Consider the following 13,867-nt stretch of genomic DNA (forward strand, 5'->3'; position numbering starts at 1 on the left):
TGCACAAGCCCCCCATTCCCGCGCAGAGCCCTTGCCCCGCGCGCCCGCTTTGGTCATAACGAGTGGCAACTTTCGCCTGATCCAAGGACCCGCACATGACCCTTCCAGCGCCCGAAACCCGCATCGTAAACACCTGGCGTGTGGCCTGTGACGGCAGCGAAGGCGCGCTTGGTCATCCGCGCGTCTGGCTGCAAATCCCCCAAGACCGCGGCTGGGTCGAATGCGGCTATTGCGATTGCAAATTCGTGCACACGGATTTCGAAGGCAAAGTCTGAGCCTTCCCGACCTATACCTGAACACCTGAACCGACGGCACGAACCTGCCCGCGCGGCGCATTGGCGTCTGGTCGCGGGCCATGCTACGTGGCAAAAGGGTCGCCAATCCAGCGGAGCATTCATATGACATTCGGCAAAGGCCACCACCTGCATCTGATCGACGGCTCGGCCTTCATCTTTCGCGCCTATCACGCCCTGCCGCCGCTGACGCGCAAATCTGACGGCATCCCCATCGGGGCTGTGGCGGGCTTTTGCAACATGCTGCACCGATATGTAGAGGGCAACACCGGCCCTGATGCGCCGACCCATGTCGCCGTGATTTTCGATAAAGGCAGCCACACCTTCCGCAACGACATGTACGACCAGTACAAAGCCAACCGCGAGGCCATGCCCGAAGACCTGCGGCCGCAGATTCCGCTGACCCGCACCGCCACCGCTGCCTTCAACATTGCCTGCAAGGAGCTGGAGGGATACGAGGCCGATGACATCATCGCCACCCTCGCCGTTCAGGCCCGCGCTGCCGGGGGCCGCTGCACCATCATCAGCTCTGACAAAGACCTGATGCAGCTTGTCGGCGACGGGGTCGAGATGCTGGACGCGATGAAGAACAAGACCATCGACCGCGATGGTGTGTTTGAGAAATTCGGCGTCTATCCTGAGCGTGTCGTCGATGTGCAGGCGCTTGCGGGCGATTCGGTTGATAACGTGCCTGGCGCGCCCGGCATCGGCATCAAGACGGCGGCACTGCTGATCAACGAATACGGCGACTTGGACGCACTGCTGGAACGCGCGGGCGAGATTAAGCAGCCCAAACGCCGCCAGACCCTGATTGACCATGCCGAGCAAATCCGTCTGAGCCGCAGCCTCGTTTTGCTGGATGAAAACACCCCGATTGATTTCACTATCGACGATCTTGAGGTTCGCGACCCGGACCCAGAGCAACTGCTGGGTTTCCTGTCGGAAATGGAATTCCGCACCCTGTCGAAACGCGTGGCTGAGGTGCTGGGCCGCGAAGCGCCCGCGATCCCCGAAGCGCCAGCGCCTGCCGTGGCAGACGCCCCACAGATCGCCGATGTGCCTTTTGACCATAGCAAATACGAGCAAGTCAGCGATGCCGAGGCCCTGCGCGTCTGGCTCGACCGGATTTACGAGGTTGGCTATGTCGCGGTGGATACCGAAACCACGGGCCTTGATGAGTTGACCGCCGAACTGGTCGGCGTGTCGCTCTCCGTGGAGCCGGGGCAGGCCTGCTACATCCCGCTGACCCACAAAGCCAGCCGCAGCGATGACCTCTTTGGCTCCGATGACCTGGCCCCCGGCCAGATGCCCTTTGAAGAGGCGCTGCAACTGCTGACCCCGATGCTGGAGGATCCCGCGATCCTAAAAATTGGGCAAAACATGAAATACGACGGCAAAATCTTTGCCCAGCTTGGCATTACCGTGGCCCCCATCGACGACACGATGCTGATGTCCTACGCGATGCACGCAGGTCTGCACGGGCATGGGATGGACACGCTTTCCGAGCGTTACCTCGGCCACACGCCCTTGCCGATCAAACCGCTGTTGGGCAGTGGCAAATCTGCCGTGACCTTCGACAAGGTGCCAATGGAAGACGCGGTGCCCTATGCCGCCGAAGACGCCGATGTGACCCTGCGCCTGTGGAAGTTGTTCAAGCCGCAGTTGCACCGCGCCGAAGTCACCAAAGTCTATGAGACGCTTGAGCGCCCGTTGGTGCCAGTGCTGGCGCAGATGGAACGCGCCGGGATATTGGTTGACCGTGATACACTTAGCCGCATGTCCAACGCCTTTGCCCAAAAGATGGCGGGGCTTGAGGCTGATATTCACGAACTGGCCGGAGAGACGTTCAACGTAGGCTCGCCCGCGCAGCTGGGTGAAATCCTCTTCGGTAAGATGGGGCTTGATGGCGGCAAGAAGGGCAAGACCGGTAAATATTCCACCGGTGCCGATGTGCTGGAGGATCTGGCAACCGAACATGACCTCGCCCGCCGTGTGCTGGATTGGCGGCAACTGTCCAAGTTGAAATCGACCTACACCGATGCCTTGCAGGACCATGTGAACGCCAACACGGGCCGGGTGCACACCTGCTATTCCATCGCCGGGGCGGCCACGGGCCGTTTGGCCTCGACCGACCCGAACCTGCAAAACATCCCGATCCGTTCCGAAGAAGGCCGCCGTATTCGTGAGGCTTTCGTCGCCCCCGAGGGCAAGGTGTTGGTGGCGCTGGACTACAGCCAGATTGAGCTGCGCATCCTCGCGCATATCGCTCAGATTGATGCACTCAAAGAGGCCTTCGAGCGTGGCGATGACATCCACGCGATGACCGCCTCCGAGATGTTCGACGTGCCGATGGACCAAATGACCCCGGAAATCCGCCGCAATGCCAAGGCGATCAACTTTGGCGTGATCTACGGGATTTCCGGCTTTGGTCTGGCACGCAACCTGCGCATACCACGGGCCGAGGCGCAGGGCTTCATCGACCGTTATTTCGAGCGTTTCCCCGGCATCCGCACCTATATGGACGACACCAAGGCCTTCGCCAAAGAGCATGGCTTTGTGCAGACGCTCTTTGGCCGCAAGATCAACACCCCCAACATCGGCGCCAAGGGGCCGCAGGCCGGTTTCGCCGCCCGCGCCGCGATCAACGCGCCGATCCAAGGCACCGCTGCCGATGTGATCCGCCGCGCCATGATCCGCATGCCTGAGGCCATTGCTGATCTGCCTGCAAAGATGCTGTTGCAGGTGCACGATGAACTGCTGTTCGAGGTGGAAAAAGGGGCCGAAGACGCGCTGATCGCAGCCGCGCGGGAGGTGATGGAAAATGCCAATGATCCGGTGGTGAAGCTGGACGTAAAGCTGACCGTAGATGCTGGCGTTGGCGCAAACTGGGCGGAGGCACATTGATGGACCAAGCAGAACTCCCCGAAGACCTCGCCCAAGCGCTGGAAGAAACCGGCGCGCAGGCAGGGTGGGACGGCTACAGCGCCGAGTTGCGCGAAGATGCGCTGGCTTGGATCGACAGCGCGCGGACCACGACCGCGCGGTCGAAACGGGTCGATGATGTGGCACGGTTCGCTGGCAAGGGGATGCCGCCGACGCCGTTTCAATAGGTTCAATCTGACCACCCCCGCCCGGAATCAAGCCGCAGGCGCCGGGCCATCGCCTGCCCGTCCGGGCGGGCTGGCGATTTGGTGAAGCTGGGTGCTACACTTTTAGACGAGCGCTAAAGCCGCGCCATAAAGTGGCACGAAGCACCGCCGTAATCGCCACCCCACGGGCAGGCGCTGGCCCTTCCACTACCGCCGTATCTTCAATATTCATACCCCATGACCCCAATCCTCTATTCCTTCCGCCGCTGCCCCTACGCCATGCGCGCCCGCCTTGCGATTGCCACCTCCGGCACGCCAGTCCATCTGCGCGAAGTGGTTCTGCGCGACAAGCCGCAAGCCTTCCTCAAAGCATCGCCAACCGCCACCGTGCCTTGCCTTGTCACCGAAACCGGCCCCATCGACGAAAGCCTCGACATCATGAAATGGGCGTTGGCCGCAAACGACCCCGAAAGTTGGCTCGACATGCCACCCGAGGGGCATGATTGGATCGCCCGCGCCGATGGTCCGTTCAAAGACGCGCTCGACCGCACGAAATACGCCACGCGCTACCCCGTTGAAGACCCCGAGGCCCAGCGCATCAAGGCCAGCGCCTTTCTCCAAGACCTCGACGCGCAACTAGACCATTGGATTTTCGACCGCCCGACGCTGGCCGACTACGCGATCCTGCCCTTCGTGCGGCAATTCGCTTTTATCGACCGAGCGTGGTTCGACGCACAGGACTGGCCCGCGTTGCGCAATTGGCTCGACCGCTTTCTCGCGTCGCCCGAGTTTGAAAGCATTATGACGAAATACCCGCAGTGGCAGACCGCCGATGCGCCAACCTCATTCCCCTAGCGCCGCAACCCAACCCAGCGTGTCTTCCGTGGCCCCGCCGGGGTGGTATTCGCCACTAACAAAACCGTCATAGCCCGCGCGAAGTGCCGAAAACAGCGCGTCAAAATCCACCGCCCCTGTGCCCGGCGCACCGCGGTCAGGCGTATCCCCCAGCTGCACATGGCGGATCGACTGGCGGTACTTCTTAAACACCGCCACCGCATCGCCATGGATCATCTGTGCGTGAAAACTATCGAATTGCAGCGCCACATTCGGTGCATCTGCCGCTGCCAACAGATCAGCGGCCTGTGCGTAATCATTCAGGAAATACCCCGGCTTGGCCTGCGGACAAAGCGGCTCGATCATCAGGGTCACGCCCTGCGGTGCCTCTGCTGCCGCATGCTTGAGGTTTTCCACAAAGGTAGCGGCTGCCGCTGGCCCCTCTGCTTCTCCGGCCATGACATGGACCATCTTGGGTCGCAGGGCTTCCACATAACGCCAGACGCGGCGCATATCATGAGCAAAACGCGCCTCCCCGCCCGGAATGGCAGCATAACCCGGCGCGCCGCCCGTATAATTTGGCGGTGGCGCGTTGATCAGCACAAGCTCCAGACCATTGCGCAGCAACGCCCGCTGCGTCTCCTTCGCGGGTACATCATAGGGAAACAACACCTCAACCGCACCAAACCCTGCCTGAGCCGCGGCGTCGAACCGGTCAAGATAAGGCAACTCCGACCAGAGCAACGACAGATTGGCGGCAGGGGTTATCGGCATTCGGGGGCTTTCGGCGTTCTTACGGCAGGTCTTCCGACGGGATGATGCCAAAGAATTCTCCGCCGGACCAGACACCAAACCAGCCATCGCGGTGCACACCTAGATCGACCAAGCGGTAAAAGCTCTTGCGGTCAATCAGGGCCTCAAGGTTCCGGCGCACCAGCACATAGGGCGACGGCTCTCCCGTCTCCTCATCGCGTACCACCCGGATCGGATGCTCCGGCCCCGCTTCGGCCACATCGCCCAAATTGGTGAGAAACCGCAACTGCTGCGCCTTGCCTTCGCCTTCGACCTCGAAATCAACGGCAACAAACGGCGCATCCTCCACCGTGATGCCCACCTTCTCGACCGGGGACTTGAGGAAATAGTCATCCCCCTCACGCCAGAGAATCGATGCAAACAATTTGACCAATTCAATCCGCCCGATCGGCGTGCCTTGGTAAAACCACGTCCCGTCGCGCTTGATCTGCATGTCCAGATCGCCGCAGAATTCCGGGTTCCACTTCTCTAGCGGCGGGGTTCCGCGCGTTTTTGCGGCCTTGGCAGCTTCGATCAAGCCGTCTGCGGTGGGTGTCACGGTATTTTGTCCGCTCATTGGTTTTGCCATTCCCTTTGGTCGCGATACACTTACACCTGAAAGATATAACTCCGGGGAAAGAAATGTCATGGCCGAAGCGGATGATCTGATCGCGCAAATCGAAGCGCTGAGCGAAAAGCTAGGCAAGGCCAAGCAGTCGATCACCGGGCGGTTCGTCGGCCAAGAGCAGGTTGTCGACCTTGCGCTCACGGCGCTCCTCTGCGGTGGCCACGGGCTGCTGATCGGCCTGCCGGGCTTGGGCAAGACCCGACTGGTTGAGACTTTGGGCACCGTCATGGGCCTTCATGGCAATCGCGTGCAATTCACGCCCGATCTAATGCCCGCTGATATTCTGGGTTCCGAAGTGCTCGACACCGCCCCCGATGGCAGCCGCGCCTTTCGCTTTATCGAGGGGCCGATTTTTTGCCAGTTGCTGATGGCCGATGAGATCAACCGCGCCAGCCCGCGCACGCAGTCTGCCCTTTTGCAGGCGATGCAGGAGAAAACCGTCACCGTCGCGGGTCAAGACCGCGCCCTCGGCCAACCCTTCCACGTCTTGGCCACCCAAAACCCGATCGAGCAAGAAGGCACCTACCCGCTGCCCGAGGCACAACTCGACCGTTTCCTCGTACAGATCGACGTGGCCTACCCAGACCGCGCGACGGAGCGGGACATTCTGATTACCACAACGGGTGTGGAAGAAGGCGCGGTGCAGCCTGTTTTCTCGACCGACGATCTGCTGGCCGCGCAGAACCTGCTGCGCCGGATGCCGGTGGGCGACAGTGTGGTGGAACTGATCCTTGATCTCGTCCGCGCCTTCCGCCCCGATGAACCGGAGGCCACCCCTGCGGTGCGCGACAGTGTCGCTTGGGGGCCGGGGCCACGCGCCGCGCAGGCGCTGATGATGACAGTGCGTGCCCGCGCCCTGCTTGACGGGCGGCTTGCCCCCTCGGCTGAGGATGTGTTGGCCTTGGCTCGCCCGGTGCTAAGCCACCGTATGGCGCTGAACTTTGCGGCCCGTGCGCGGGGCGACAGCCTGCAAGCACTGATCGACGACACTGCCGCCCGGCTGATCGGGAAAAAGGCCGCCGCGTGACCCATTCCCCCCTATCCCTCAGGGCCGACGCCGAGGGCGAGGCGGCCCGGCTTCCCGCGCTTCTGGCGCGGGCCGAGCATTTGGCAGGCGCCGTGCTGCCCGGTGCTCATGGCCGTCGCCGCGCGGGGTCTGGGGATGATTTCTGGCAATACCGTCCCGCGCAGATGGGCGACAGCCGCCGCATGATCGATCACCGACGCTCGGCGCGGGGCGATCAGGAGTTCGTGCGCGAGCGGGAGTGGCAAATCGCTCAATCGGTGATGCTTTGGGTCGATCAGGGGGCGTCGATGCGCTTTTCCTCCGACAAAGGGCTGCCCGATAAGGCTGATCGCGCGCGGTTGCTGGGGCTGGCTCTGTCGATTCTGCTGCTGCGCGGCGGCGAGCGTGTGGGATTTACGGGCACCGCCCTACCGCCACGGCGCGGCGATCCGCAAATCTTGCGTCTGGCCGAACTGCTTTGCCGCGAGGATAGCCGCGAGTATGCCCCGCCCGAACACCGCGGCATGATCCCCCATGCGCGGGCGATCTTCATCTCGGATTTCATGGGCGATCTCGAACCCGTCCGCACCGCACTGACCAAAGCCGCAGATCGCGGGGTGCGGGGTGTTTTGTATCACCTGCTCGACCCGGCAGAGGAGGCCTTCCCCTTCGCGGGTCGTACCATTTTCGAAAGTGTCGGCGGCTCCCTGCGCCACGAGACGCTCAAGGCGAACGACCTGCGCGACCGTTATCTCGACCGGCTGGCGGCGCGCAAAGACGCGTTGCAGCAACTCTGCGCCCGCACTGGATGGCGCTATGGATTGCACCACACAGATGCCTCGGCGCAATCGGCGCTGCTGTGGCTTTATGGCGCGCTGGACGCGCGGCAGGGGAGTGCTGCATGAGCGTTTTCGGCGGCATCGGTTTCACCGCGCCTTGGCTGCTGCTGGCCCTGCTGGCGCTGCCGATCCTCTGGCTGATCCTGCGCGCTGTGCCTCCCGCGCCGATCCGCCGCCGCTTTCCCGGCGTAGCACTGCTCTTGGGGCTGGCGGATGACGAAAGCACCTCCGACCGCACCCCGTGGTGGCTGCTTTTGCTGCGGATGCTCGCCGTGGCCGCGATCATTGTTGGCCTCGCCGGGCCAGTGCTGAACCCTCAGGCCGAGGCGGAACAGGGCAGTGGTCCGCTCTTGATGGTGCTTGATGGCTCATGGGCCGGGGCCAGCGGTTGGGACCGCCAATTGGCCGCTGTAGACGCGCAACTGACCCGCGCCGGGCGGGCCGAGCGGACGGTGGGCATCCTAACCCTGACCGACCCGCAAGTGCCGACCTTCCAATCCGCCGACGCATGGCGCAGCCGTCTTGCCGGGCTCACGCCCGCGCCGTGGCAGCCCGCCCCTACAAACATCACCCGCGCGACCGAAATCATGGCAGAGCTGCCCGCCTTTGACACGATGTGGTTCAGCGATGGTCTGTACTATCCGGGCCGCGATGACCTGCTCGCCGCGCTGCAAACCAATGGCGCGGTTGAGGTGCATCAATCGGCGAGCAATGTCATCGGCATCGCCCCCGCCGTCTACCAAGATGGCGCGATCGACCTCACCCTGCGCCGCGCCGCCCCCGGCCCGGAACGCGAGGCCGTGGTGCAGGCCCATGGCCGCGACCCCGCAGGCAATGCCCGCGTGCTTGCCACTGCCAATGCCACCTTCGAGGCGGGGGCGACCGAAGCCACCACGTCCCTGTCGCTGCCCGCCGAACTGCGCGCGCGATTGACCTCCTTCGACATCGCGGGCCAACGCTCTGCCGGGGCGCGCACCTTGGTCGATGATGGGCTGCGCCGCCGTGAGGTTGCGCTGATCGGCGGGCGCGGGGCGCAAGAGGGGCTGCAACTGCTCTCGCCCCTGCACTATATCGAACAGGCGTTGGCCCCGAATGCAGATTTGATCGACGGCCCCCTGACCGACGTGCTGCCCGCTAATCCCGATGTGATCGTGCTGGCCGATGTCGCCACGCTTGGCCCCGCCGAGGCAGAGCCGCTGCAAGAATGGATCGACGCGGGCGGCATGCTGATCCGTTTCGCCGGGCCGCGCATCGCCGCCAGTGACGTGAGCCGCATCGACGAAGACCCGCTGATGCCCGTGCGCCTGCGCGCCGGGGGGCGCAGCGTGGGCGGGGCAATGTCTTGGGGCGAGCCCAAAGCGCTGGCCCCTTTCCGCAACGGCTCGCCCTTTTTCGGCCTGCCAGTGCCAGATGACGTGACCGTTTCCGCGCAGGTCGTGGCCCAACCCGACCCGACGCTGGCCGACCGGGTGATTGCGTCACTTAGCGACGGCACACCACTGGTCACACGCAAAGCCGTGGGTCAAGGGCAGGTCGTGCTCTTCCACGTTACCGCCACGGCGGAATGGTCGACCCTGCCGCTCTCGGGCCTTTTTGTGCAAATGATGGAGCGGTTGGCCGTGTCGTCAGGCGCCAGCACGCCCGAGGCCGGCAGCCTTGACGGCACCACATGGACCCCGCTGCGGGTGATGGACGGCTTTGGAACCCTATCGGAGGCCGGGAACCTGCCCGGTGTCGCAGGGCCAGACCTGATCACGGCCCCCGCTGGCCCGGCCCTGCCCCCCGGCATCTACGGCGCCGAAGATCGGCGACTGGCGCGCAATGTACTAACGCAAGAGACCACTCTCACCCCCGCCACATGGCCTGCCGATGTGCCGCTGCGTGGTCTTGCACTGACGCCGGAACAGCCACTGGCCGGGGCGCTCCTTAGCCTCGCGATTTTGCTGCTGGTCACGGATGTTCTGGCCTCCCTCGCCCTCTCGGGGCTGCTGCTGCGCCGATCCAGCAGCACCTTGGCGCTGGTATTGGGTCTCGGCATGGCCCCCCAACTCGGCGAGGCGCAGGGGACTGACCCCGAAAGCTTTGCCATACGCTCGGCCTCCGAAGTCACGCTGGCCCATGTGCTGACTGGAAACTCGGATGTTGACGAGATCGCCCGCGCCGGGCTGACCGGCCTCTCAGACACGCTTTATTTCCGCACCACGGTAGAGCCCGCCTTGCCCACCGGCGTTGATCTGGAACAAGACGAGTTGGCGTTCTTCCCGATCCTCTATTGGCCCGTCACCCCCGAGCAGCCGCAACCTTCGACCGAGGCTTATGGCAAGCTCAACGACTACCTCCGCTCGGGCGGGCTGATCCTGTTTGATACCCGCGATGCCGATATCGCGAGCTACGGCGCCGCCAGCCCGAACGGGCGCAAGCTGCAAGAACTGGCCGCCCCGCTCGACATTCCGCCGTTGGAGCCGCTGCCCGGTGACCATGTCCTGACCCGCACCTTCTATCTGCTGCAAGACTATCCCGGCCGCTACAGCAGCCGCGATGTCTGGGTTGAGGCCGCCCCGCCCGATGCTGAACGGATCGAGGGCATGCCGTTTCGCAACCTCAATGACGGAGTAACCCCGGTGGTGATCGGCGGCAACGATTGGGCCGCCGCTTGGGCCGTGCGCCGCGATGGCGCACCGCTTTTGCCCATTGGGCGCGGCTATGCCGGTGAGCGGCAGCGCGAGTTGGCCTACCGCTTTGGCGTGAACCTCGTGATGCATGTGCTGACGGGCAATTATAAATCCGATCAGGTCCATGTGCCTGCGCTGCTGGATAGGTTGGGCCAATGACCGGAACGGTAATCTTTGACCCGCTGATCCCGCTGGCGCTGCTGGTTGGGCTTGGGGTGTTTGCCGCATCTGGCGTTCTGCTGGCCGTCTCGCGCGGGCTATCAGGCTGGGCGCTGCGGGGGCTGGCAGCCGTGGTCGTGTTCGCCGCATTGGCTGGCCCTTCCTACCAGACCGAAGACCGCGCCCCGCTGAGCGACATCGTGTTGCTGCTTGAAGATGAAAGCGCGAGCCAACGGCTCAGCGACCGCGCCGCGCAAACCGGTACCGCCGCCAACGCCATGGCCGCCCGCATCACTGCGCGCCCCAATACCGAACTGCGCCGCATCACCGTGCCCGACGGGGCCGAGGACGCAGGCACACGGCTGATGACCACACTAGCCGACACACTGGCCGAGGAGCCGCGTTCGCGCATTGCAGGCATTCTGGCCGTCAGCGATGGCCGCGTGCATGATGCGGACCTGCCGCTTGATCTGCCCGCGCCGCTGCACTTGTTGCAGACGGGTCTTGCCGAGGATTGGGACCGCCGCCTGACCGTCCGCAATGCGCCCGCCTTTGCCATTATCGGCGAACCTGTGACCCTGACCCTGCGCATTGATGATCTAGGCGCTGCGCCCGAGAGCGGCGGGCTGACCCAGCTTGATATCTCCGTCGATGGCGAGGAACCGCAAAGCTTTAACGTCCCCGTAGGCCAAGACATCGACCTGCCAGTGACCCTGCCCCACGGCGGGCGCAACGTGATCCGTTTCTCCCTGCCCGAAGCCGACGGTGAGCTGACCGATCGCAACAACGCCGCGCTGATCCAGATGAACGGGGTGCGTGACCGTCTCAGCGTGCTGCTCGTCTCGGGTGAGCCGCATCCCGGCGGGCGCACATGGCGCAACCTGCTGAAGTCTGACAGCTCGGTCGATCTGGTGCATTTCACGATTTTGCGCCCGCCTGACAAACAGGACGGCGTGCCGGTCAATGAGCTTTCGCTGATCGCTTTCCCAACCCGCGAGCTGTTCATGGATAAGATCGACGACTTCGATCTTATCATCTTTGACCGCTACCAGCGGCGCGGCATCTTGCCTGCGCTCTACCTCGATAACGTGGCGCAATATGTGCGCAAAGGTGGGGCCGTGTTGGTCGCTGCCGGGCCTGACTACGCCAGTGCCGACAGTCTCTACCGCTCGCCGCTTGGCACGGTCCTGCCCGCCACCCCCACCGCGCGGGTGCTGGAGGAGGCCTTTCCCCCCGTCGTGACCGACATCGGTCAGCGGCACCCCGTCACCGCCGACCTGCCCGGCAAGGGCGACTGGGGCCGCTGGCTGCGCCAGATCGATGTGACAGCAGAGCGCGGCGACGTGGTCATGAGCGGCGCAGACGACCGCCCCTTGCTGGTATTGGACCGCGTCGACGAAGGCCGCGTGGCGCTTCTGGCGTCGGATCATGCATGGCTTTGGAATCGGGGCTATGAGGGCGGCGGTCCGCAGTTAGAACTGCTGCGCCGTCTGGCCCATTGGATGATGAAAGAACCCGAGCTTGAGGAAGAGGCGCTGACCGCCACCGCGCAGGGGCGTACCATGCGCATCACCCGCCGCACTTTGGATGAAACGGTGCCCCCGGTCACGATCACCGCACCCGATGGCAGCACCACCGAACTGCCCCTCGCCCCGGCTGGGCCGGGCCGGTTTGAGGCGGAGCATACTGGCGAAGAGATCGGTCTCTACCGGCTGGAGAATGGCGATGAGGTGACCGTCATCGGCCTTGGCCCCGCCGCTCCGCGCGAATTTGTTGAGACGATTGCCAGTGACGAAGCCTTGCGCCCGGTCATCGACGCGCTGCGTGGCGGTGTGGCGCGGGTTGAAGAGGGGCTGCCGCGTCTGCGCGATGTGCGCCTTGGCCGCCCCGCTGCCGGGCGCGGCTGGCTTGGGCTGACCCCGCGGGGCGCCTATGAGACGCGTGATGTGCGCCAAACGCCACTCCTGCCAGGCTGGCTGGTGCTGCTGCTCTCAGCACTGTTCATCACCGCCGCTTGGCTGCGCGAAGGGCGTCGTTAAAGCGCGCGCATCAACAGGCCACTGGCCAGTGTGACAACAACCAGTCCCGCCGTGAGTTCGGCAACCGCAGCGGCCTGCGCAAGCCGGGGTGAGCCGGCGAGACCGCCCAACAAACCCGCCCGCAAACCCGTCGCCGCCAGCCCGGTGGCGATGGTGACCAACCCGGTGCCGAAAGCCATAGCAAAAGCCCCCAACACACCGACGCCACCAATTCCCATGTGCCAAGTAATGACCAACACAAACAGCGCCCCGGTGCAGGGACGCATGGCGATCCCGCCGATCAAAAGCAGCGCATCGCGCAGATTTCCCGCCTGCTGCACCTGCGCAACGCTGGGTCCATGTGCATGACCGCAATGATTGCAGATCGCTTCTCCGCTGGGGGCCGTTTCCTGCCGCGCATGGCGTAGCCCCCGCCAGATCAACCAAAGCCCAATCAAGGCAATCGCGCCATAGCTCGCCGGGGCCATAATGTCTTCGGTCACCCCAACCAGCGCCTCACGTCCAAGGCCCAACAGCATGATTCCCGCATAGACCACGGCCGCAGCCGTCACTGCTTGCCCCAAAGAAGCCGCCAGAGCGATCAGCGACAGCCGCAGCATCGGCACCTCGCGCGCCAGCCCATAGCCGCCGATCACGATCTTACCGTGGCCCGGCCCCGCCGCATGCACCACACCATAAGCGAATGACGCCAGCAGCACCGTCCAGAACGCAGCCACATCGCCGCCCCGCGTGGCACGCAGCCCGCTGGCGATGCTGTTTTGAAACCCGCGTTGTTGCCCCGCCGCCCAATGGGCCAGCGCGTTAAAACCGCCCGTCCACCACAATGCCGCCATTGCCAGCAAGGTCGCCAAGGCGGCCAACGCTATGATGCGTCGCATGTGATCACCACCTCATTGGCCAAGGCTTCGCCAATCTCCGGCAGGCCCACATCGCCCGGATCGGTATTCGCATCCAAGGCGCTCAGATCAGCCTGCAAGGCGCGGAGATCGGCGCTCATATCTGGCATTTTGACCCGCGCACGGCAGTTGTCATTGCCTTCGATGCCGACTTTGCTCGCGACCTCATAGGCAGTGTAATAGGTCGGATCATAGGGTTTGGTCACCAGCCCCTTCGCGTCAGGCGCATCGCCCTCGACCGCGCGCAAATGGGTGGTGATGATCCGCCCTTCAGAGAAGGCCGTCGTCACCTCCTGCGGGCCCGACAGTGCGATCTCTTCGGTGCCGTTCAGCAAGACCGTATCGCCGTTGAATCCATCGACCCACTGCATGTCGAACCCGTTGAGCGAGGCCACTTCCGCCTCGGTCAGCACCCCGTCGTAATCGGGATCAAGGCCGCGATCCTCGGTCACCAGCAGCGAATAGAATTCGTCGTAGGCCCATGTGATCCGCAGGTGGGTCAGGCGCCCCTCGGCGTCGACGATCACCTCAAGGCCGGTATCGACAAAGATATGCGGATGCGCGCCAAGCGGTGTGGCGCAGGCAAGAATGACGGCGGTGGCGAGCGAGTATTTCATGGC

Annotated in this window: 12 protein-coding genes; 8 read left to right on the top strand and 4 right to left on the bottom strand. The window is 64.0% G+C overall.

Annotated features, from left to right (window positions below; all coding sequences use genetic code 11):
• The first annotated feature begins 95 nt into the window (after positions 1–95).
• From DSM14862_RS15480 to DSM14862_RS15495, 4 genes are all read left to right on the top strand, one after another.
• On the top strand, positions 96–275 hold the full coding sequence (locus DSM14862_RS15480) for a zinc-finger domain-containing protein (RefSeq protein WP_007118219.1): 180 nt from the start codon (positions 96–98) through the stop codon (positions 273–275).
• Between the two features lie 123 nt (positions 276–398).
• Positions 399–3,197 (top strand): DNA polymerase I, encoded by a 2,799-nt coding sequence (polA, locus tag DSM14862_RS15485; protein ID WP_007118220.1) that lies wholly within the window; start codon positions 399–401, stop codon positions 3,195–3,197.
• Positions 3,197–3,403, top strand: a complete 207-nt coding sequence (locus tag DSM14862_RS15490; RefSeq protein ID WP_007118221.1) for a YdeI/OmpD-associated family protein — start codon at positions 3,197–3,199, stop codon at positions 3,401–3,403. Before polA ends, DSM14862_RS15490 begins: the two co-directional genes overlap by 1 nt.
• A 216-nt stretch (positions 3,404–3,619) precedes the next feature.
• Entirely contained in the window at positions 3,620–4,237 is a 618-nt protein-coding gene (locus DSM14862_RS15495) for a glutathione S-transferase (protein ID WP_007118222.1), read from the top strand.
• Here DSM14862_RS15495 and DSM14862_RS15500 read toward each other — a convergent pair.
• Together DSM14862_RS15500 and DSM14862_RS15505 are read right to left on the bottom strand one after the other, a co-directional pair.
• Positions 4,226–4,990 carry a hydroxypyruvate isomerase family protein gene (locus tag DSM14862_RS15500; protein ID WP_007118223.1) on the bottom strand — a complete coding sequence of 255 codons (765 nt, stop codon included), beginning with the start codon at positions 4,988–4,990 and terminating at the stop codon, positions 4,226–4,228. The two genes, DSM14862_RS15495 and DSM14862_RS15500, sit on opposite strands and share 12 nt — an antisense overlap.
• Positions 4,991–5,009: 19 nt before the next feature.
• On the bottom strand, positions 5,010–5,585 hold the full coding sequence (locus DSM14862_RS15505) for a DUF1285 domain-containing protein (RefSeq protein ID WP_007118224.1): 576 nt from the start codon (positions 5,583–5,585) through the stop codon (positions 5,010–5,012).
• Between the two features lie 70 nt (positions 5,586–5,655).
• Between DSM14862_RS15505 and DSM14862_RS15510 the strand changes: the two genes are divergently transcribed.
• From DSM14862_RS15510 to DSM14862_RS15525, 4 genes are read left to right on the top strand one after another with little or no spacing between them, the layout of a single operon-like run.
• Entirely contained in the window at positions 5,656–6,663 is a 1,008-nt protein-coding gene (locus DSM14862_RS15510) for an AAA family ATPase (RefSeq protein ID WP_007118225.1), read from the top strand.
• Positions 6,660–7,547: a DUF58 domain-containing protein gene (locus tag DSM14862_RS15515; protein ID WP_007118226.1), complete on the top strand. Its 888-nt coding sequence runs from the start codon at positions 6,660–6,662 to the stop codon at positions 7,545–7,547. The genes DSM14862_RS15510 and DSM14862_RS15515 overlap by 4 nt, the downstream gene beginning before the upstream one ends.
• Positions 7,544–10,312, top strand: a complete 2,769-nt coding sequence (locus tag DSM14862_RS15520; protein WP_007118227.1) for a DUF4159 domain-containing protein — start codon at positions 7,544–7,546, stop codon at positions 10,310–10,312. The genes DSM14862_RS15515 and DSM14862_RS15520 overlap by 4 nt, the downstream gene beginning before the upstream one ends.
• Positions 10,309–12,351, top strand: coding sequence for a hypothetical protein (locus DSM14862_RS15525; protein WP_007118228.1), 2,043 nt, complete (start codon positions 10,309–10,311; stop codon positions 12,349–12,351). Before DSM14862_RS15520 ends, DSM14862_RS15525 begins: the two co-directional genes overlap by 4 nt.
• Here the strand turns inward: DSM14862_RS15525 and DSM14862_RS15530 are convergent.
• Complete coding sequence (locus tag DSM14862_RS15530) at positions 12,348–13,229, bottom strand: nickel/cobalt transporter (RefSeq protein ID WP_007118229.1); 882 nt, start codon at positions 13,227–13,229, stop codon at positions 12,348–12,350. The two genes, DSM14862_RS15525 and DSM14862_RS15530, sit on opposite strands and share 4 nt — an antisense overlap.
• Entirely contained in the window at positions 13,214–13,864 is a 651-nt protein-coding gene (locus DSM14862_RS15535; protein ID WP_007118230.1) for a DUF1007 family protein, read from the bottom strand. Before DSM14862_RS15535 ends, DSM14862_RS15530 begins: the two co-directional genes overlap by 16 nt.
• Between the last annotated feature and the right edge of the window lie 3 nt (positions 13,865–13,867).

It is taken from the genome of Sulfitobacter indolifex, from assembly GCF_022788655.1.
Taxonomy (GTDB): domain Bacteria; phylum Pseudomonadota; class Alphaproteobacteria; order Rhodobacterales; family Rhodobacteraceae; genus Sulfitobacter; species Sulfitobacter indolifex.